Raw genomic sequence first — 19,934 nt, forward strand, 5'->3', positions numbered from 1 at the left:
TCTCTACATCTCCCAGAGTCGCAGCGGCGATCCGGTCAAAATTCTGTGGCATGACGGGTTGGGCATGTCGCTTCACGCGAAGCGGCTGGATCGCGGCAAGTTCATCTCCTATGGCCATTGTCAACCGTTTTGAACACAGCTTCCCGACCGCTCCTTTGAGGACGGGGATATTTTGATGCATACGATCCATGTGGGTGAGGACGCTGAGTGTTCTCGACGGTCGCTCAGACTCCTATGCGGGGATCGGTTACCCCATGATGACGGTGCGTCGAAGTGGGCTGCCTCGCTCTGGCCACGGACGTAGGCGACACGGCTGCCAAGATAAAATCGAGGATTCCCTCTACCGCGCTCGGCGTGCTCGCTGATGCGGATCGGAGGATGCATGGTCGATCACGCGCCTAGCGGGACGCGCTGGCCGATGGACCAGATGAAGCCGAGCAGCTCCCGCGGGTGAGGTGCTGCGACATGCGGTGAGGCAGCGCGTCGAAGTCGAGATCGAGACATCGTCGGTTTATGACTTGGCGACTTATGTTGCGTCGGACGCCGTATCGACCCTGCGTCATCACGTTGTCGACGCACCGACTTTGCTCGGTGTTGTGGTCCAGCGCTAGCGTGATGTCCGCTTCACTGTTGGCCCTGAGGAGGCCGTTGCGCTGCTCGCCGCTACGCTCCGCGTACAGCAGCTCCAAGGAATTCTCGAAGGCCTCAGGCTTGCCGGGCTCCTGACCGAGCCGGCGAAGGACCGTCACGGCGGTATCGGTACTAAGGCCGATGTGAAGCAGGCCGGCGGCGGCGCCTGAAATGCCGTGCGCTTTTTGCGGAGCGCGTCCGCCTCATGGTGGCATCCAATAGGCGGAAAGTCGTGTTTCCGAATCGCGGAAATAGAGCTATCATATATTTTTCATCCAGGGATTGCGTGCTTGGCGTCAGCACGGAGAAGGCCCTTCGCTAGGGCGTCGAAGGCATGGCGGATTATTTAAGCGATGTTTGCAGACGATTTCAGCCAGAGCGTGGCAAGGTTTCCGATCGTCGCTCTTGAAGGACCGAGCGGCATAGGTAAGTCCACGCTGCTTGATTTGATCTCGGACAATCTGGTCCGGGCGGGCGTCTCGTTCGATCTGTGCCGCAACAACGATAGCGGCCGCTGGAGCTCGGTGATCCGAGACTTGGCCAGGGTGCTTGACCGGCCATTAACCTTGGCCCTCGCAGCTGCGGCGGCTCGCGCAGAGCTGAGGGAGGGGGCGCACCAGTTTCAGCTTTGCGATCGCTTCGTTGCCTCGACACTGGTCTATCAGCGTTTCGCAGGTCTGCCCGTCAGTTATCTCTACGAGGTGAACCGGCCCTTGTTGGCGGGGTCAGTCACTTTCATCTTGCGGCTCGAGGCGGAGACACTGGAAGCAAGACGCCGCAGCCGTCCTGGCAAGTCGGACTGGTTCAAAGACCGGTTGAGGCTGAGCGATGAGATTGAACTCTACGATGAGGCGACCACGTTTCTACGGGGGAACGGCCACGATGTGCGGGTCGTGGATGCATCACCCGACGAGACGACGTTATCGCGGCAACTTGCCACCGAAATCGCGGGCATGTGGAAAAGGGCCGGCTCGTGATGAAGCCGGAGTGGACGATCGAGAACGGAATCGACCTCGTTCTGGTGAACTCGCCCCTCAAGGATTACGACCAAGCGCCTCGGCGCAACGACTTCACGCTACCGACCTTAGGACTGGCATACATCGCGACCTGTGCCAACCAGAGCGGCTTTTCGGTCCGCGTCCTGGATGCTGAGGCGAGGGGGCTTGGTCTGTCCCAGGTCGCTGCACTGCTCAACCGCGTCGGCCCGCGTTGGGTAGGACTCAATTTGCTGGCACCAACCTATGTACATAGCGTTCGTCTGCTGCAGCTGCTCGATCCTGCGATCTCCGTGATGCTGGGCGGCCACCAGGCCAAGGCTCTGCCGCGCTCCATCCTCGAAGATTGTCGCATTCCGCGGATCGATGCCCTCGTCCTCGGCGAAGCCGAAACGCGAGTCCCAGTCCTGCTTGGCGATCTGACATCGCGCGGTGAATTGCCGGGAGTGTTTTGGCGCGAGAGGCAGACGGCGGTGATGCCCAACGTGCGCACCAAAAACCCGCTTCTGCTCGCGCCCGATCTCGACGCAATGCCGCTCCTGGACAGGAACCACCTGGACCAGGACCCATATTATGACGGCGGAATTCTAGAATCGGCGATGGTAGCTTCGCGTGGATGTCCTTTCGACTGCTCATTTTGCGGTGCCGCCGTCAGCAGCAATCCTGACGTTACCATCCGCATGCGCAAGCCGGACAGCATCATGGAGGAGACCCTCGATCTCAGGAATCGGCTCGGGGTGCAGAGGGTCAGATTTGTCGACGACCTGTTTCTTGCCAACCAAAGGCTGATGCGAACGACGCTTGGAGCCTTTGTCGACGCTCGTCTGGACATGTGCTGGGACGCGACCGGGCGGATCAACGTGTTGGCGACCGCGCGGGACGACCTCCTCGATCTGATGCTTGCAGCGGGCTGCCGAGAGGTTGCCCTGGGCATCGAAAGCGGTAGTGACCGCGTTTTGGCTCATGTGGACAAGAAGATCACCGTGGCTCAGGTCGTGCGTGCAGTGACAAGGCTCTGCCGGGTCGGGATCGACGTTAAGGGTTATTTCATCCTTGGGCTGCCTACTGAGACGCGTGACGAGCATCAGGAGACCCTCACGCTGATCAGGCAGCTTTGGGACCTGACGGACGGAATGCCGGGGCGTTTCCGCTGCAGTGTCTTCGAATACCGGCCTTATCCGGGGACACCGGATTGGCAGCGGCTGGTTGAGGCTGGCCACTTGCCGGAGTCCATGCCGGACTACTCGGACCGGATAGATGATGCGGACTGTCCGCCGGATCGGGACGAGTTCAACTTTTCGACCGGTCTGCAGTTTGGTGAGGTGCCGGTCGACATCATTCGCCGGGATTTGGCGATGATCATGCGGGAGCAGCGATTGCGATGAAACGGGCGACGATCTTGTTCTTGGGACCATGCCGCAAATTCGATCCGGCTACGTCCAAGCCCTTTCCCGCATTCTCTCCCAATTCTCGCTCGGGCAGGTTCCTGAGAAACGCAATCGACGCGACGGCCGCATCCAGCGAGGTTGGCATCCGCTTCGATAACGTGATACCTCGCGCGCTCTTCGACAAGGAGGGCCGGGAGCGCTACCCAACTTGCGGCGAGCTTGTGGAGGAACTGGAAGGGCACGCCTTGTGGAAGCTGGCCACGTCTGACGTCGTAATCGGGCTCAGCGCGATCGTGGGAGAGGCTCTTCAAAAGGTTCAGAGCGCGCGCCTTGAAGCCGGTGATTGTGCGGGGCCGACGCTCGTGCGCCTCGAGCACCCCTCCTTCATGATGAGAAGGCCTGTCCACGAGCGAACGGACTATGTCCGACGGTTGCGGAACTGCATTCACTTGGCGGTCGATACGGCAATAAGTCCGAAAGCCGTTGCTCTGGCCAGCGCCTGAGACTGCGAACGCCGCGGTAGATCTCCTGTGTCAAGTGACGAGCGGGCCGCCGGGTTCGAGATAGGCAGGGAAGATCGCGCTTGTGATCGGAGCTAGAAAACGGCCTGTCGTTTGTCACGCTCGTGCCGGAACACGTGCTCGAAAAAGTCCCTGTTCGCCAGCTCAGCCTCCAGGCGCTTGATACTTCGCCGCGGCAACGGCACTCGGCCTATCGTCACCTTCTGTGCGGTCACCACCTGGTCACGGTCGGTGGTCGACAAGTTCTGCCACAAATATTCGGTGAGTTCTTCCGACAGCCCAACTTGCCAATCAAGCAGCAATCGTAAAGTTCTTGCGACTGCCCCGAGGGGGTTGGGGTTTGGCTTCAAGTTGATCGTTACAATGCCGCTGCGAAGCCGATCAATATAATCGTCGGGGCAGTGGAGTTGGCCGGAGCGCGGCAAATAGACGGCGGCGTCCCAGTCGAAGAATGTCGTTTTGGTCAGATCTGCGAGCGAAGAGGCGGAGACGAGACCTTGTTTGATGGCCCAAGTGTCTTGGAGCGACCAGATATCGAAGTGCGCATGCCGCCCATATACGCGGTAGCCGCCAAACCGGTTTCGTTTTGCCGATTTGTTGTTGAAGATCGTGGCCAAAGCTTCAGATGGCCCGTCGACAACCAAATCAACGTCGGATGCGAAAGACGCACCACCGTATCGCGCAATGTCGCGGAGCATCCCGCCGAATATGGCGACCGGACCGATGGTGCTCAATCGCTCAATCACGGCACGCGCCTCCATACCTCGTTCGTCTAAGGCCAGGAAGTCATCGACGCGGTCCTTGAGTGCGTCGGGGCTGGTAACGAGTGCGTCCATCATCAGCTCTACGATGTCCGGAACTAACGTAGGTCGCGCAGTTCACGGCACAAGTTGACCGCGAAAGAGTCGGTCATTCCAGAAATCATATCTGTCATGAGCTGCAATTCGCGGTACCGCATCGGCATTGTGGACCGCTGTGCCGCTCGGCGATAGTTTTCAGATATCCTCGAGAAAACATACGCACTGAAGGGGGGCGCATCCCTGGTTTTTGTGAAGTCCTTGCTACCTCGATTGGTGATGGCTTTCCAGATATCGTCCATCAGGGCGTGAATCGTGCGGTGCCCTTCGAGCTCCACTTCAATCACGCTTCGATGCGAATAGACGTGCTTCTTTGCGAATGCTTTGAGAGCTTTCCGCAGACCAACGGACTTCGAAACTGCGAGAAGCTCGCCATTGAAGGCGCCGGACAGGATTGCGTCCTGATTGTCCACGAACGCTTCAATGACGTCATTCACCATGAGGCCGATCGCCTGGACGCGCAGCATCTGCATGCAAATATCGGACAATTCCGGAGCCGACAGGTCGAACTGGCGGAATTCGTTCTCCCGTTCCTTAGACTTCTGGCAGATCGCGTTGATCCTCGGGTCGAGCGTATCCCTGCCATCCTTGCTGTACGTTAGCGAGGCAAGGAGATCGTGGATGGAAATGAGGTTCTTCTTGGCGGCGTCTTCCAAATCGATAACTGAGTACGCGATGTCATCGCAGGCTTCCATAATGAGCGTGAGGGGATGCCTGACACCCTCCATCAGACCGGTGGCCTTCCATATCTCGTCGACGATGGCGGCCTCAGATTGGAAGAAATTGAACTTCTTCCGCACCTGAATGTTTTTATCGGTGCGATCCGAAGGCACCGGGTATTTCATCAACGCTGCAAGAGTGCCGTACGTGATGTTCAGCCCGAAGTCGTCGCTGATTATTTGTAGCCTCGTGAGCAACCGTAGCGCCTGGGCGTTGCCCTCGAATTTCAGAAAATCGTTGCGGTGAGCATCCGTTAACTCAGGCACATCATCGAAAATGCCGAAGCTCGACTTGTCCGTCTTTTGGTTCACCGAATTGCGTAACATCCAGGATTGGATGGCGTATTCGCCCTGATGCCCGAACGGCGGGTTGCCCAGGTCATGGGCAAGGCCAACAGATGCGAGGATCGATGGAATGATGCGGTGCAGATCGGGAAAGTTGGCTAACCCGAGTTTCTCTGCGTAAGGCGCGGAAGCGATCGTCGTCCCGATGCTGCGAGCGAGATTGGCGACTTCGTGGCTATGCGTGAGCCGTGTTCGCACGCTGTCGTTCCGCTCGAGTGGAAACACCTGCGTTTTGTCGGCGAGCCGCCGGACAGGTGTCGAAAACAACAGCCTGTCGTAGTCTCGCTCGAACGCAACCCGGTGCTCAACCGACTTGTCGGTCGATGACTTTCTCCGTCGATCGCCGTTCAGTAGCTTCGTCCAGTTGAGTTTGGCCGGTGCGGCACCCATTGCCATTCCTGAAATTTAAAGACCTTGTTCAATCCTTTGATACAACAGCTGATTCCGTTCAAGTATCCAGTTGGCCGCCGGACCCCATCAGGATCGGTCAAGATTCGCGCGGGGCAATTAATCGCGCGTGAAATCAATGAGTTGGATCTGCCGCGGTCGGAGCCTCAATCCGTCGCTCTCACCGACTTCCACAGGGGATGCTGGCGCGACGGCGCCCTTGATTGCGTGCAATCCGACCCCAATATGGTGTGCAATTAGGACCCCCATAGGGCACAACGATTGAAGTGCACCGGACTGCGACGTTGCTCAATGGCGGCATGATCGTCGAGGACATTTGTGGGGACTATCCCTCGCTGACCCCCGCGCTCGTAAGTGCTGAGACCTATGCCGAAGCCCACCCGAAAGCAGGCCGCCGTACGGCAACGACTATCAAGCGTGCAATGCGAGGGGGCGGTGGGGAAGCGCTGGATGAGGTGCTCGACGAGAACCTATGAAGTTCCTCACCGACACCAACGTATTTAGGTCGATTGGCAAAACCAATCCCGATTGCAAGGCGGCATAGTCGCTAAAGCAGATCAATGATGCCGCTTCCAGCGCTGAGCGCCTTAACCGTTCGCGAGGTGCGAAAGGGCATCGTCATGCTTATCGCGGACAAATGGGGCTGTTATCCTTGTCGGCCGAGCTCACAGAACCAGAACCCGGCCCAAGGCGATTAAATATTTGATTTTATTAAATAATTCGCCAGATTTGCTGATTTATGAATTGTCATGACATTGTCGGGCAGCTGTGCTATTATGCTTATACGCTGATGTGCGGAGGAGTGGAATGCGTAGCCGAACCAATCGTACTGAGAAGCTTGATTTGCGTCTGACCCCGAACGCAAAACAAGCGCTGCAGACGGCTGCCCAGGCAACACACAAGACGCTCAGTGATTTTGTTTTGGAAAGCGCACTTGCGCGCGCTGATAGCGTACTAGCGGATCGTCAGATTTTCCGGCTTGATGCGCAGCGCTGGAATGCCTTCATGGCCGCTCTAGAAGCCTCGCCCAAGCCGCGTCCTCGCCTTGCGCGGCTTCTTAATGAACCGAGCATTATCGATTGACGCCAAGCGCTGCGCTCAAACCGCATATCTACAAGCTGGACAAGAGCCATTCCGCCGACGCATTCAATTGCGGCTCGGCACCTCTCAATGTTTATTTGCAGCGCTACGCGCTCGCCAATCAAAGCGCTGGTGCGGCGCAAACGTATGCTGCCGTGCTTAATGGCGAAGCGATCGGCTACTATAGCCTCAGTACGGCGAGTGTGGAGTACGAGCAGGCGCCTGAACGAGCCAAGAAGGGGGTGGCCCGCCATCCCGTGCCAGTCATCCTGATTGCCCGGCTTGCGGTCGACCATACCTGGCAGGGTAAGGGTTTGGGAGCCGCTTTACTGCTGGATGCCCTGCGGCGGATCATCGCGGCGGCCGATATCGTCGGCATTCGCGCCGTGTTGGTTCATGCCAAAGATGAGGCTGCCAAGCGGTTCTATCAGCATTTTGACTTCGACCCGTCGCCCGTCGATCCCTTGCACCTCTTCTTGCTCGTTAAAGAAATTGCTCGCCTCATAAAGTCATCGTAAACGAGCCTTTATTCTTGCTCAAAGCCCGCGAATTCGCTAATTAGCTGATTAGCAGCACGTATTTCTACAGGGAGAGGCTATGAGCCTGGACATGTCGTCGTTCGGGAGCGCCATCGCGTCCGCACGCAAGAAGAAGGGTTGGAGCCAGAAAGAACTGGCCGCGAGAGTTGTGAAGGAAGAAGATCAGGCAGCGATTACGCCTCAGTATCTAAATGATATAGAGCACAATCGTCGCAGCCCGACCTCGACACACCTAGTTAAGCAGTTTGCGCGTGTTCTCGACATCGACGCCGATGTTCTCTTCGCCATTATCGGCATGTTGCCCGAGAAGGAACGGAAGTTGGTGAGCCGATCGACGCCGGATGCCGTAGGCGAGGCTTTCATAGCATTCAGAAAGAAGCTTGGAGGATGAATTGAGGAACATCCGCGACACCGTGCATGCCTTTCAGGAACGGCCTCACTATGATGCTTCCGAACTCGACACGATGTTCGAGCGGGCGGTGACCGGCTTTCTCAAGAAAAAGTACGGCGTTGCCGATTTCCCAATCTCCACCGATGATATCACCACTCTGATCGAGCAGGACGTTACCGACCTCGATCAATATGCTGACCTGACGACGTATGGTGCGGGCGTTGAGGGCATGACGGAGTTCCAGCGCGGCGGCAAGAAGCCCATCGTGCGCATTTCGGAGACCGTGCACCGCTACGAAAACCGCCTTCGCACCACGCTGACCCACGAATACGGCCATGTGGTGCTGCACAGCTACCTGTTCGCCATGGCCGAACGGCAGATGAAGCTAGGGCCGAACCAGAAGCCCAACGCGATCTACTGCTATCGCGACAACATGCTTCCGGCAGGCAAGACCGACTGGATGGAGTGGCAGGCCGGTTACGCCTCGGGCGCAGCGTTGATGCCAAAATCCTACGTCACCAAGGTTGTCGCCGAAATTCATGAGCGATTCGGGATCTTCGGTCCGGTGCCTGCCGAATCGGACAACGGAAAGAAGCTCGTTGCGGCGACGATCGACGCCTTTCAAGTATCGCGCGATGCCGCCCTTGTGCGCCTGAAAGTGCTCAATTTCATCGGCCCCGAGCAGGCCACGCGCTCCCTCTTCGGCTAATTTTGTGCGGGCTTGACTCCGAAACAGGCGCGGCCTTATACTACGCGAATAAGCGTATCAGCTGATTTATTTTTTCAGACGATAGGAGGCTCCCATGGAGCAGGACAAGGACCACAAGCCGCGCGAATACGAGATCATCATCGACAACAAGCCCTTCAAGTGGCCGGAGCCCACGATCACCGGTGCGCAGGTGAAAAACCTCGTGCACGCCCCTCCGCCCTATGGCGTCTGGCTCGTGATCAAGGGGCCTGCGGAAGACGAGGAGATCGGCGACAATAAGTCGGTCGACCTCACCAAGCGCGGCACCGAGAAGTTCATCACCGGGCCGAAGAAGTCCACTGAGGGCGCGCCGACGTTTCTGCCGGCGCGCGACCGGGAATACCTGGCCGAGAAGAGCATCACCTATGAGGAGGTCGTGGACGGCGGGCAGCGCGGCGTCATCTTGCGCCAGTACCCGCTGCCCGCCGGGATGTTCGACGCCGCCAAAGCGGACCTGCTTATCTTGATCCCGACCGGTTATCCCGACGTGCCGCCAGACATGTTCTACATGCTGCCCTGGGTGAAGTTGTCCGGCAACAACGCCTTGCCGCGTTGCGCCGACCAGCCGCACCACTTCGCGGGGCAGACCTGGCAGCGCTGGTCCCGTCACAACAGCGAATGGCGTCCCGGTGTCGATGGCATCTGGTCGATGCTCAAGCGGGTCGATCACGCCCTCGAGGTCGCCGCCGCATGACCACCTACAGCGCGACCTTTCAGCCCCTTCACCTGGATCAATTGCGCAGCCACTTGCTGCCCGGTGATGGGAACGAGCATGCCGCCTACGTCTTGTTCAACGAGGCCAGCATTGCGTTCGAGCCATGGGACCGGCAGGCGCACCGTAAGTTCATCTCCGCCGAGGTCATCCCCGTTGCCGATGAGCATGTCATCGAATCCGGACCGACCGTCATTACTTGGGCGACCACCTCGCTTATGGCTGTGCTGAAGCGCGCCGAGGCGAGAAACCAGCGCGTCGCGATCGTGCACAATCACGGCGCAGGCTACCCGTTCTTCTCGGAGCAGGATGACGAAAACGAACCGCACCTCGTGCAGATGGCGATCAATCGCAACGGTCCTGGCACGCCTCTGCTGTCCTTCATTCTCACTGCCGACGGCGTCCTTGCGGGCCGAGTCTGGTTGAGCTCGAAGTTCCACGAGCCGTTGCGCATGATCCGCGTAATCGGCGACCGGTTTGAATTCCACTATCCCGGAGGCGGAACCGGCTATACCCGAACGGCCTTCCATCGGCAGGCGCTCGCCTTCGGCAAGACGCTCAATCAGGATTTGAGCCAGTTGCGCGTCGGCGTGGTCGGCTGCGGCGGCACCGGCAGCGCAGTGGCCATGCTGTTGCCGCGCTTGGGCATCGGCAACGTCCTGTTGATCGACAACGACATAGTGGACGCCACGAACCTTAATCGCCTTCACGGCGCGCGTCAGGCCGATGCCGACGCCATGCGGCCGAAGGTCGAGGTCGTTGCCCGCGCCATCACCGAGCTTGGGCTCGGCACCCGGGTTGTCACCAAAGAGGCGTGGGTTGGCGATCCGGAATGCCGGGACGGGCTTCGGGCATGTGACATCGTGCTCGGCTGCACGGACGATAATGACGGGCGCATGTTCCTCAACCGGCTCGCGCTGTTCTACATCATTCCGGTTCTCGACCTCGGCCTCGCCATAAAGGTTGGCGACGGCGACCCTCCCGAATTGAAGGCGCTCGATGGCCGTGTCACCGTGCTGCTGCCTGGCAGCACGTGCTTATCATGCCGGTGCGTTACCGATCCGGTCATTGCCGCCGAAGAGGCCATGCGCCGTGAACATCCGGCGGAGTATGAAAAGCGCAAGGCCGAAGCCTATGTGTTCGGTGAAGGCAACCCGAGCCCTGTCGTTGTCACCTTCACGACCGAGCTCGCGTGCATGGCGGCCAACGAACTGCTGAACCGAATCAACGGGTTTCGCGGACCGCCGATGAAAAACCTTGTACGCAAGTTTCACCTTATGGAGGATTTCAAGCCGGGAGCCAAGCCGCGCCCGGGATGCGCGCTCTGCGATGACGCGGGCTATTGGGGCAAGGGCGACGTGGATCCCTTTCTTGACCGGAGCTAGACGTGAAGAATTGGGTTCGCCAATTTCTTGAGGCGATTAGATGGATTCCGCGAACCGAGCTTGTCGCGGTGATCAGCGAAGATCATCCAGATCAAGCATCTCTCTCGCCAGGAGTCCTGCATGTCGTCGGCGGCAAGGACTATCAAAAATGGGCTTATTTGAAATGTCCCTGCAAATGCGGTGCGGTCATCATGTTGTCGCTCGCCACTACGCGACGTCCGAATTGGGAGGTGGCGGTTGATTGGCTGAATCGTCCGACCGTCAGGCCGTCGGTCTGGCAAACGGATGGCTGCTATAGTCACTTCTGGATCAACGAGGGCCACGTGAAATGGGTAAAGGACACGGGAACGCGGCCACCTCTTAAAAGCTTCTACGCCTAGAACGGCGAGCTTCCTTTCCACACAGGGGGTGCCTTCGCATTGCCGGTGCAGCGCTTGTTGTAAAGTGCTATCCACGCCTCCTGTACCTCGTGCAACCTTTCGACAGTCGCAAACACAAGTCCGTCATCGATGGCCTCGGCATTGCCGTGCACGAACTCATTGCGCCGCCGCTGCACTTCCATCAGGTGCGCGTAAACACTCGCGTAGCCCAACGTAGCCAGATCGTCTTGCAGTCGTGCGTTGAAGAGCAGGCCATACAGCCGATCCATGCGGCTTCCAATACTGGCATAACGGCGGAGCAAATCCCGACCGACACCTTCAGGTAACGAGGCGGTGGCGGCTTCGAAGAAGCGGTCCATCAAATGCTCAAACAAGGTCCAGAAGAGAATGACAATCATCATTCGCTGAGAGGGCTGCTTTTCGAGCGGGCGGTGAGCGAAATAGCCCAGTTCAATTCCGGGGCGCATCCATTCACGCTTCATGAGCTGCAACAAAACATTGGTTGACCAGCTAATCGCGCCTTCCGTTATAAATTGCGGAACTTCCTTCGGAACGCCATCCAATATTTCTGTTTGCCACTGCGTCGGCTCGGGTTCATAACCACATTGTGGGCATTTGGCCGCCGATCTGCTCAGGGCATGACACCGGCCGCAATGGGATAACCCACACCAGATCCCCCACCAATTCGCTTTCTCATCATCAGCCCACACATCAAGCTCCAAGCGGATAAGTGTCCTTCAGCTCGAATGATATACAGGAATAGTTGGTGGCGCGTCCCGCTTCGCGTGACCGGGGCTCTACTCGCGCCGAAGACGGCGCTCACCGAACCGCAGAGGCGTTTCGGCTTTTTGGTGACGATCAGGCTCTCGCGGATTAGGGCCGCTCGCCGGAGGCACTCGCCCTTGGTCCCTCCGGCATTGCGTTCCGGCGTCGCTATCACTGCCCTTTGTTCGGGTGCCTTTTTATCCGTCAATCGGAGAGGAAGGCATTGGATAGAAGGACAGCGCCGCGTGAGCGCGGTCTGATCGCGCGTGGCGGACCGCGACTTGTCCGAAGGGCTTCGTGCTATACGGCGGCCGTTGCAAGGACTTCTGAAGACGCCTTTGCTCGCAGTTCTAGGCACTCAGGAGGGCCTTGAGCCACAGAGCCATGCCATCAGCCTTCAATCGAATGCGTTGCGAGTTGTTGTAGTGCTGCTCCGTCACGGGAGCGAGCCTTTCGTGCTCGACTCGGGTCCAAGTTGGGTTGCTTATGGCCCAGTATCGCGCTAGCGGCGCCGCCCCGTCTGCGGTCTTCCAGGAAAGTCGTGAGAGTGGTCCTGCCGTCGTGGGGGCTCCAGTGACGAATTCCAAATCGCTCAAACAGGTTCGTCTTACCTTCGCCGGGCGCGGTTTCGGCCGAGGTTTCCCCTTGCGAGGGCCTTTTGTCTCACCGTGTCCACAGGACGCCTCAGGGTCGCGATGGAATAGTTTATGTTCGGCTGGATAGAGCAATTGAGGCTTGATAAATTTGGACAATTTCAAACTGAAGAACGAATTGGCAGCAAAATCCACAAAAAATAAAATATTCCAGATACTTGCACTTAGCGGGGACGGACGAAGGTCCGGAAGACCCATCGGAAGCTGCTCCGACCTGATCGCCGGTACGCCCGTGGGCGGGATACTTGCAGCAGGCGTTTCTCTTGAAGTGCCGGCCCGCCAGATGCGCGATCTTTTCATCCAACGAGGTCAAGAGATCTTTTCAGGTCGTCCGCGGCCAAAGACGGAGTGGCTCGATTTCGGCCGGTCGCTATTTGGTCCGAAGTACGACGGCAAGGCGTTGCGGAGTGTCGTGACCGAGATTATTGGCGAACGACGTTGGCTACATGCAAGCACCGCCTGCTGCAAGTATAACACTCTGGGTTGTCTCGATCAGCAGTAAGGTGTACTTCACTGACATTGATGCCGGTTTTATCCGGCAACGGCCTCGCATAATTTCTTGGATTCAAATTGCCGCGTACAGATAAACTGACACCGACTCCCATCTCTGCATTGGATTTCATGCGGGCTGCTCTCAGGGATGCTCCGAATTCGGACGAGATCGCACTCGTGACCTCAATGATCAAAGTTCGCGCGATCCTGGCAGCAGGGACGGACGTGGATTCGTCGTTTGTGCCGGTCTTCGAACGGGAAGGTTATTTGAAGCGTTCCATCGACGAGATCGAAGTGTATGTGCCGTTCAACCTTGTCAGCGTCTTTCCAGGGCAGGAACGTCTTGGGGATCTCGTCGGCACGGCGCGTTCAATGGTTTTGAGCGGGGGGCATCCGATCTGTCTCAGTGGTAGCGCCACCTTTCTTGGACGATCGATACCGATCTCCGACCTCGATTTTTGCGAATACTTTCCCTCGCCAATTGCCTCTATGCCTTCGTTGATCACGGGCCGGATCGGAAGCTCACTGGAGCAGCTGTTGGTCCGCGTGAACTGGAACGGCAACAGATTTTCGGCGCCATTCGACGGTCTCCAAGTGGAGTTGGATCGGCTAGCCAACGAAGCCGTGACTTACGTCAAACTTGATTTCTTGTGGGACGTTCCCAAATTTGGAATGATGCCGACGACGAGTATGATATTGAAAGTAAACGATAATTTTTGTGGTGAAGCGCTTCGGCGCAGTCACGTGCACCAAGAGGCAGTCATCTGCCGCGGCGAACCGCCGCGCGACGTCTTCGGAATTTCGGAGATCTGCGGCTATCTCACGTTTTTACGGTCAGAGGTGTCCAAATATGCGGCATCTGGCCAAGAGAGCGGGTCGACAGACTCTCTAAAGGCCCTGAAAAGGGCATTGTCTCTACTCTTGCTCGTGGGAGCCGAACAGGACCCAGAGTTGCATGCCGAGGTCGAGGGGCTTATCGAAGACCTAACCAGTCCGGCGGTCGAGGGAATTGTGGTGGAAAGGCGGTTTTTGGAGCTTTCCGAGCTCGCGGCGGACGTCGATCCGAAACTCCGTCGGAAGGCAAACGACGAGCTGGCTAGGACTAAATTAGGGGTTCAGGACGTTATACTAAGGGACGAAGAGCGGGAATTGGTACTACGTGGCGCGTCTGAGGCAGCTGCAGCGCTCGAGGCCATTATCGAGCAGCTTTTTTCGACGGCAAAGCGATCGGGACACTGAACAATGTCCAAGACTGAGCTGATCGATACGATATTGACCTACGTTCCGGCCACCCGTCGGTTGGATCCGCAGGCGCGAGAAAACCTTCAGAGCATGTCGGAAGGAGAACTTTCCTCGCTCGCGCAGGAAGTTGCTGACGCCGCGGAGTTTGCGCGCGCGGTACTGCGTGACGAGCGCGATGAGGCCGCAACGAAGAAGGTGATAAGCGAAGGTGCCGTGCGTCTTCGAAGTGCGCGCGCAAGCTTCGCTGAGGCAAACCGTCTTCTTCGCGATCGTCGAACCAGAGCAACGGTTGCTGCTGAAGCTCCAGTCGTTGTCAGTGTTGAGCGGACGAGCGAGGCATCTTTGCCGCAAGGCTGGGAGGTGCCGTTCGCTCCCAGCACCGAAACGATCAGCGCTCACATGACGGCTGCTCAGATATCTGAGGAGCTCATCACGAATGCATCTAAGCAGCTGGGTATTTTCCTAGTCGAAAGTCTGTTCGATATAGAGAAACGTTTAGGGGAGCCGGGCGCGTTTGGTGAGCAGTTTCGAAAGTTTCTCCAAACGGCTTCTGCGACTGACTTCATGCAAGAGTTTCTGCACGCCCGAACGACATCGATGTTGCTTGAGGCTTGGGCCCTTCTACTGGAGCGACGCAGCCGCGAAGCGGATCCGGAAACATTGGCCCTGGAAGCGACGTTTATGTCGGTTCTAGGTAAGGTAAGAAACGACATAGTTCACAGACCTGCGATCTATGATCCTCATCTGCTGGCTGAGCACGAGGATGTCGTTACTGAAACGCGCGCAATCGATGGATTGGCATTGTTGGGTATTCGGCTGTTGGACTACAAGCCAGATCTGGTTGTCAGCCTGGATCGCGGCGGTCAGGTCGTCGGCAGGCTTTTAGAAGCTCAATTCAAATCAGATCTAGGGTTCAAATACGCTTCTGTTGCCAGGTCTGGTGGCTGGCACATGTCCGAGGAGCCACGAGTTTCAAAAGTTGCGAACAGGATCCTCATCGTCGATGATATTGCTCGCAGTGGAGAGGCCATAGCGGGCGCGTGCGAATTCGTAAAAGCGAAGTATCCCGCGGCCGAGGTCCGCGCCATGGTTGTCGTAGGTACAGCGCCGGCTAAACATCGTCTGCGCGAAACGCTTTATATGCCGAATCTCGCTCTTAATCCAACTGTTCGGGTGCCTTGGAATTCGAAAGGCACTATGACCTTCAAGCGTGTTCGAAACGGATACGTATTGGGTGCCAAGGAGACACTTGAAGTGTCGCGTGACATGTTCGAGCGCGTCATCAAACGGTTTCAGGCGGCTCTCAGCAGGTAACGAGCTTTTCCACCACAACTCTCTCCGTGGCGATTGTTGGTGCAAGCCCTGGTTTCCAGTCCGCGCCACTTATGGCGTCCGAACGAGCGCTGCCATGATGGCTCTTGGTGTCTGTGCTCTACTGGACCGAGAGGGCCGGCAGATCGCATCGCTCACGCGCGATGGCGTATTGGGAGTTGAGGCTTGAGTGCGCAATCAAGGCCGATGATCCGGAGCCACTTAGAGCTGAGCTCGGTAGTATTGGGCATTTTTTCTTGTGGGATTTCGATCATCTGTGGTTGTTGGATCAACTTCAAATGATGTTAGCTGGCGGGTTCGCTCCGAACCATGCATTTGGTGTTCTCGACGCTTTGGCGAAGCTTCTGCCAGAGCATGTTGACAAGGTTGTTGAGGTGAATAACGCGCTCGTCAGGCAGCCCAGGCTTGAAAGTTGGATTTTCGCTGCGCAAGACAACGCACTCCGACGCATCCTTGTGGAAGACAAAGCGAGTCGAACGCCGGGCACCGATACCAGGGTGATGGAGATTGTCAGTTATTTGGCTTCCCGAGGAAATCATGGGTTTCTCGACCTTGATAGCTCGTCAGGCAAAGAGTGACGTGCTAGGAGGATTTGGCGGGGCACCAAGCCGAAAAAGAAAAGTCTTCGGCGGAGGCTTGGGGGCTCTGCCATTGCTCAAGCTGCTTCCGGAGGTGGACGGAAAATCCAAGTCCGATGACCGGTGGGCTTCCAAAAGCTCCTCAAACGACATCGTGTTGGGCTGGGGCGGGGGGTGGTCAGGGGCGGCAGCACAGCCACGCAGTGGCGTTTGACGGGGCTGGTTGCAGGCCTGGATGAGCAGGATGGGAATGCCAAGAATGCTGGGAGCGCCGCCGAGGTATCGGGAATGGTTCGCCATTAGCCATACAGGCGAATAACATATTGATTTTGTTTGATTTTTTTTTGCAAAAGCCTTGAAGGTGCTTGCGGGTCGGTCCGTTAAGCTTGGCTCTCGTTCGAGCTGTCCGCCCCGTTGCCCGGGCTTATGGGAACTGCTAGCTTGAACGGACAGGGAACATACCCCGTCCAAGAGGATTGGTGAGTAGCTGGATTTTTAAGGGTAGATGCCCTATTTTCCGTCCTGAGAGGTAGGTACTGGTCGAGAGCCATGAGCGTCCGGATCAACCGGGAATACGTGAATGACACCGCGAAGCTGATCATGCATCGGCTTATCGCGCGGCAGATCGGTCGCGACCCGTCGCTGGTCGAAAGGGCCAAGGATTCTTTGGCCCGTAACTCGCAACATTTCGAAGGCTACACTTTCGTTCGCGAGTGGTCGGACATGCTCGGCTTTCCTCCATCTACGGTACGCCGCCGTCTGACGAGCCGCGACGAAGAGATGACGCGTCTGCGTCTGTCCTCACCTTTCGTTTTGGCGGAAGGTATCAATTTCGAGGACGACACTCTGCGCCGTCGTATTTGGAAGGCGGCGAAGCGGATTGCTGAGAGATCTGCGATCCATCAGACCGCGGCACTTCCGCGGATGGCGGCGTGACACAAAACTCGTTTGTTCGAACTATTGAAGACCTTGTCGAGACGGTCAGGGTGATCGCCCGGCTGTTTAAAACCGACAAGGTCTTCATCATTGGCAGCCAGAGCATCTTGCTTTCATGGCCTGATGCGCCCGTCGTCCTGCGCACTTCTGGTGAGATCGACGCCTATCCGGAAAACGCGAAAATATGGGAAATCCAGCAGAAGGAGCTGGATCCCGAAGATGATCCCGAGGCCTCAGAAGAGATCAATGCTCTCTACGGTGAGGGCTCTACATTCCATCGGGAGCACGGCTTCTATATCGACGGTGTCGACGAGAATACCGCGCGGCTTCCTGGGGATTGGAATAAACGCGCGATTACCAAAACTGTCGATGTTGACGACAGGAAGGTTCTTGCCGTCGCACCATGTCCTGAAGACATTATTGTATCCAAGCTCGCTCGCTTGTCGGAAAAGGACAAGGAGTTCGTGGAGGGTTACCATAAGGCGCGGCCATTCAATCGCGATCTCGTCGTTGAGCGTATCAAGGCGACAAATCTGGAGGCCGAACTTCAGGACCGAGCCATAAGCTTCGTAAAGGGCCTTCCGGACGAGCCCAAAGCAGACGCTGCTCCTTGGAAGCGCTGATCCAGGTTCGGTGAGGGCCGCGCTCGGCAGATTGTCCACCTTCGAACCTGGCAGGCTCGCAAGGTTCGAGCCAATCTTGACGGGGCTGTCGGAAAGTTCGCTCGAAATTGCCGCTTGGAGCGATGCGCTTCGCATCCAGGTTCCTTGACCAGCACGCGACCGACAAGGCCTTCTGGCTCAGCGATCGTGGGTTCGCGGTCATCTATGCCGTTGCGACCGTACCGGGCGCTCTTGCCATTGTGAGGCAGCGGATCGCGGAAATACCCTTGCGGGATATGCTGGCAGCGGGCCGCTGAGAGGCGCTCGCACCGGCTGTCGAGTTCCTTTCGCCCGGCTACGCGCCCGCCGATGTCGCCCCGGTCCTGGCAAGGCTGCTTTCGACGATCGCGCAGTCCACCCGCGGCTCGACCTGCGGTGTTGAGCGAACCGCGCTGCTGCTCGATTCCGTGACCTCCCGGCTCGGCGCAGATGCGGCCAAGGCCTATGCGGCTGCATTGGCGCAGGAGGTCGAGTCTTACGCCGCCGCCGCGAACGACAACGCCGCCGGGATCACGATCGTGACGAACCTGCTGCGCTCGGCTCCTCTGGCCCGGAGTGCGTTCGCCTCGGATCCGAAGCAACTCGCAGGCTTGGCGGCGCGGATTGAGTGCACCCCTTTGTCGCCGCCCTTGTTCAATCCCTGCCGTCCGATCACGTCGTGTGACCGAGCTTCGGCGGGTCCTCTCGCCCGGGACAAACGAAAGCTTGACGGACTATCTGGTTCGTAATCGAAAGAGCGTTCTGACCGTTTTACGCCTGACCGTACGGGCCGACGGTTGGGCAAGCCACGATGTCGCGCAACTGGGCGTATTGTCGACCCTAGAATCCGACGTCGATGTCGCGCGCCCGGCATTCGACGCTCTCATGGCGACGGGAAATGTCCCCAGTCTTACGGAGGTCTTCGATGCGATGGCGCGACGCTTGCCGGATCCAGCGGGCGCGCCGGATGAGCGAGGGGGGAGGGCGGTCCGTGCGTTTACCCGAGCCGCACACGAAGCGCCGGACAGAGCAAGCCTCTACAGCCCACAGCGGTTGAACTGGCTCCTCGAAAGACTTCTGCGCGCGAGACGAGGGATATATTTGCGTCCAGGTGAAAGCCGTTTCGGAATTAGAGCTCCATCAGTCGAGAAAGTCGTCGAGGAAATCAAGGTTCGCAGCGGCAAAACCATCGTTTCCAGCGGCGCGGCGGCGGCCAATCATCTTGGTTTGACGACGCAGTACCTGTCCGTCAAGTTTATCTGACCTCTGGTCCTTCCCGCAGGCTCCGCCTTGGTAAGCAAGTCGTGGAGCTCAAGCATGCACCGCGTTGGCAGCTTGCCCTGGCGAACCGACGTGCAGGTGAGGTAGTGCGTGCGCTTGCCTGGGTGGGCCCACAGACGGCAGAACGAGCATTGAGGTCCATCAGTCAGAAACTGACCCCGACCGAAGTGAAGGAGCTGAAGTCCGCTGCTTCTTCCTTTCCGACTTGGCTTGCCAAGCCGGTAAGCGAACTCCGTGTCGGATAGATTTCTAAACCTGGCTGACGCCGAGCGCCAAGAGGCGCTCGGCGTTGCCGCGTCCAACCCAGGTCGTCCGGCACATCTTCTCGAAAAGGATGTCTGGGTCGTCTGGTGCCTGAACGCACTCTTTTCCTCGCCTTTGGGCGAACATCTTGTCTTCAAAAGCGGAACTTCGCTATCAAAGGCTTACGGTGCGATCCGCCGTTTTTCGGAAGATGTCGATCTCACCGACGACATTCGGACGATAACCTTTAGCGGCAAGCGCCTGAGCGGGAGGTCAGCCTAGGCGTCGAGATGCCGGCGCGCCGGAGCTAGAGGCTATCCACGTGCCAAGCGATCGCACGGGCTGTTTCATAGGCGTGCCCCTGACCCCGATCTCCCACCTTCACCGTCGACGGGTCGAGGTTGCGAAAGAAGAACACTACCTTGCCGGCTCTGTCGTTTGCATACACGCCCTTGTCGGGGATTGGCTTGTATAGCCACTTGCCCTGTTTCGTTGTCGATACGTTGGTCGCATTCCCAGGTTCGCCGGACTGCCAGGTGCTATCTGCGGCGAATAAATTAATCCAGTACGTATCTGGATCGCCATCAATGGCTTTCCCGCTCAGGCTTATGTTTGGCATTGTTGCTGCTTCTCCTCTAGGTAAATCGTTGGCAATGACGGTAGTGAAGGGCGT

At 57.8% G+C, this 19,934-nt stretch carries 20 protein-coding genes and 2 pseudogenes; 18 read left to right on the forward strand and 4 right to left on the reverse strand.

The window, feature by feature from the left end; genetic code table 11:
• Positions 1 to 983: 983 nt before the first annotated feature.
• The 3 genes from I6F09_RS25265 to I6F09_RS25275 are packed head-to-tail and all read left to right on the forward strand — an operon-like array spanning position 984 to position 3,516.
• Positions 984 to 1,607: a hypothetical protein gene (locus I6F09_RS25265; protein WP_225189297.1), complete on the forward strand. Its 624-nt coding sequence runs from the start codon at positions 984 to 986 to the stop codon at positions 1,605 to 1,607.
• Positions 1,607 to 3,010, forward strand: a complete 1,404-nt coding sequence (locus I6F09_RS25270; RefSeq protein ID WP_225189337.1) for a radical SAM protein — start codon at positions 1,607 to 1,609, stop codon at positions 3,008 to 3,010. The genes I6F09_RS25265 and I6F09_RS25270 overlap by 1 nt, the downstream gene beginning before the upstream one ends.
• Positions 3,007 to 3,516: a hypothetical protein gene (locus I6F09_RS25275; RefSeq protein ID WP_225189298.1), complete on the forward strand. Its 510-nt coding sequence runs from the start codon at positions 3,007 to 3,009 to the stop codon at positions 3,514 to 3,516. Before I6F09_RS25270 ends, I6F09_RS25275 begins: the two co-directional genes overlap by 4 nt.
• A 92-nt stretch (positions 3,517 to 3,608) precedes the next feature.
• On the opposite strand, the gene I6F09_RS25280 is transcribed toward I6F09_RS25275, so the two are convergent.
• A complete protein-coding gene (locus I6F09_RS25280; protein WP_225189299.1) occupies positions 3,609 to 4,373 on the reverse strand; it encodes a hypothetical protein in 765 nt (254 codons plus the stop codon).
• 20 nt (positions 4,374 to 4,393) lie between these two features.
• Positions 4,394 to 5,845: a dGTP triphosphohydrolase gene (dgt, locus tag I6F09_RS25285; protein WP_225189300.1), complete on the reverse strand. Its 1,452-nt coding sequence runs from the start codon at positions 5,843 to 5,845 to the stop codon at positions 4,394 to 4,396.
• Positions 5,846 to 6,670: 825 nt separating this feature from the next.
• Between dgt and I6F09_RS25290 the strand changes: the two genes are divergently transcribed.
• The 7 genes from I6F09_RS25290 (at position 6,671) to I6F09_RS37430 (ending at position 11,098) form a co-directional block, all read left to right on the forward strand.
• On the forward strand, positions 6,671 to 6,946 hold the full coding sequence (locus tag I6F09_RS25290; RefSeq protein ID WP_225189301.1) for a DUF1778 domain-containing protein: 276 nt from the start codon (positions 6,671 to 6,673) through the stop codon (positions 6,944 to 6,946).
• Positions 6,943 to 7,461: a GNAT family N-acetyltransferase gene (locus I6F09_RS25295; RefSeq protein WP_225189302.1), complete on the forward strand. Its 519-nt coding sequence runs from the start codon at positions 6,943 to 6,945 to the stop codon at positions 7,459 to 7,461. The genes I6F09_RS25290 and I6F09_RS25295 overlap by 4 nt, the downstream gene beginning before the upstream one ends.
• A 79-nt stretch (positions 7,462 to 7,540) precedes the next feature.
• Complete coding sequence (locus I6F09_RS25300) at positions 7,541 to 7,873, forward strand: helix-turn-helix transcriptional regulator (protein ID WP_225189303.1); 333 nt, start codon at positions 7,541 to 7,543, stop codon at positions 7,871 to 7,873.
• Between the two features lies 1 nt (position 7,874).
• Positions 7,875 to 8,582 (forward strand): ImmA/IrrE family metallo-endopeptidase, encoded by a 708-nt coding sequence (locus I6F09_RS25305; protein ID WP_225189304.1) that lies wholly within the window; start codon positions 7,875 to 7,877, stop codon positions 8,580 to 8,582.
• Positions 8,583 to 8,676: 94 nt separating this feature from the next.
• Positions 8,677 to 9,315, forward strand: a complete 639-nt coding sequence (locus I6F09_RS25310) for a multiubiquitin domain-containing protein (protein ID WP_225189305.1) — start codon at positions 8,677 to 8,679, stop codon at positions 9,313 to 9,315.
• Positions 9,312 to 10,718: a ThiF family adenylyltransferase gene (locus I6F09_RS25315; protein WP_225189306.1), complete on the forward strand. Its 1,407-nt coding sequence runs from the start codon at positions 9,312 to 9,314 to the stop codon at positions 10,716 to 10,718. The genes I6F09_RS25310 and I6F09_RS25315 overlap by 4 nt, the downstream gene beginning before the upstream one ends.
• A 2-nt stretch (positions 10,719 to 10,720) precedes the next feature.
• Positions 10,721 to 11,098: a DUF6527 family protein gene (locus I6F09_RS37430; protein ID WP_225189307.1), complete on the forward strand. Its 378-nt coding sequence runs from the start codon at positions 10,721 to 10,723 to the stop codon at positions 11,096 to 11,098.
• Here the strand turns inward: I6F09_RS37430 and I6F09_RS25325 are convergent.
• Positions 11,095 to 11,820: a hypothetical protein gene (locus tag I6F09_RS25325; protein ID WP_225189308.1), complete on the reverse strand. Its 726-nt coding sequence runs from the start codon at positions 11,818 to 11,820 to the stop codon at positions 11,095 to 11,097. The genes I6F09_RS37430 and I6F09_RS25325 overlap by 4 nt on opposite strands.
• Before the next feature lie 787 nt (positions 11,821 to 12,607).
• On the opposite strand from I6F09_RS25325, the gene I6F09_RS25330 reads away from it, so the two are divergent.
• The 8 genes and pseudogenes from I6F09_RS25330 to I6F09_RS25365 all read left to right on the forward strand — a co-directional run.
• A complete protein-coding gene (locus tag I6F09_RS25330) occupies positions 12,608 to 13,018 on the forward strand; it encodes a hypothetical protein (protein WP_225189309.1) in 411 nt (136 codons plus the stop codon).
• Between the two features lie 68 nt (positions 13,019 to 13,086).
• Complete coding sequence (locus tag I6F09_RS25335) at positions 13,087 to 14,247, forward strand: hypothetical protein (RefSeq protein ID WP_225189310.1); 1,161 nt, start codon at positions 13,087 to 13,089, stop codon at positions 14,245 to 14,247.
• Positions 14,248 to 14,250: 3 nt separating this feature from the next.
• Positions 14,251 to 15,564, forward strand: coding sequence for a phosphoribosyltransferase family protein (locus I6F09_RS25340; protein WP_225189311.1), 1,314 nt, complete (start codon positions 14,251 to 14,253; stop codon positions 15,562 to 15,564).
• Positions 15,565 to 15,671: 107 nt separating this feature from the next.
• On the forward strand, positions 15,672 to 16,160 hold the full coding sequence (locus I6F09_RS25345; protein WP_225189312.1) for a hypothetical protein: 489 nt from the start codon (positions 15,672 to 15,674) through the stop codon (positions 16,158 to 16,160).
• Between the two features lie 549 nt (positions 16,161 to 16,709).
• Entirely contained in the window at positions 16,710 to 17,096 is a 387-nt protein-coding gene (locus I6F09_RS25350; RefSeq protein ID WP_225145541.1) for a hypothetical protein, read from the forward strand.
• Entirely contained in the window at positions 17,093 to 17,719 is a 627-nt protein-coding gene (locus I6F09_RS25355; protein WP_225145540.1) for a DUF6036 family nucleotidyltransferase, read from the forward strand. Before I6F09_RS25350 ends, I6F09_RS25355 begins: the two co-directional genes overlap by 4 nt.
• Positions 17,720 to 18,760: 1,041 nt before the next feature.
• Positions 18,761 to 19,263 (forward strand): annotated as a pseudogene (locus tag I6F09_RS25360) (DUF6088 family protein); the annotation flags it as partial.
• A pseudogene (locus tag I6F09_RS25365) lies at positions 19,253 to 19,504 on the forward strand (nucleotidyl transferase AbiEii/AbiGii toxin family protein); the annotation flags it as partial. The pseudogenes I6F09_RS25360 and I6F09_RS25365, both read left to right, overlap by 11 nt.
• Positions 19,505 to 19,568: 64 nt before the next feature.
• On the opposite strand, the gene I6F09_RS25370 reads toward I6F09_RS25365, so the two are convergent.
• Positions 19,569 to 19,880: a hypothetical protein gene (locus tag I6F09_RS25370; RefSeq protein ID WP_225189313.1), complete on the reverse strand. Its 312-nt coding sequence runs from the start codon at positions 19,878 to 19,880 to the stop codon at positions 19,569 to 19,571.
• Positions 19,881 to 19,934: the final 54 nt, after the last annotated feature.

The organism is Bradyrhizobium sp. IC3195 (assembly GCF_020193585.1).
GTDB lineage: Bacteria > Pseudomonadota > Alphaproteobacteria > Rhizobiales > Xanthobacteraceae > Bradyrhizobium > Bradyrhizobium yuanmingense.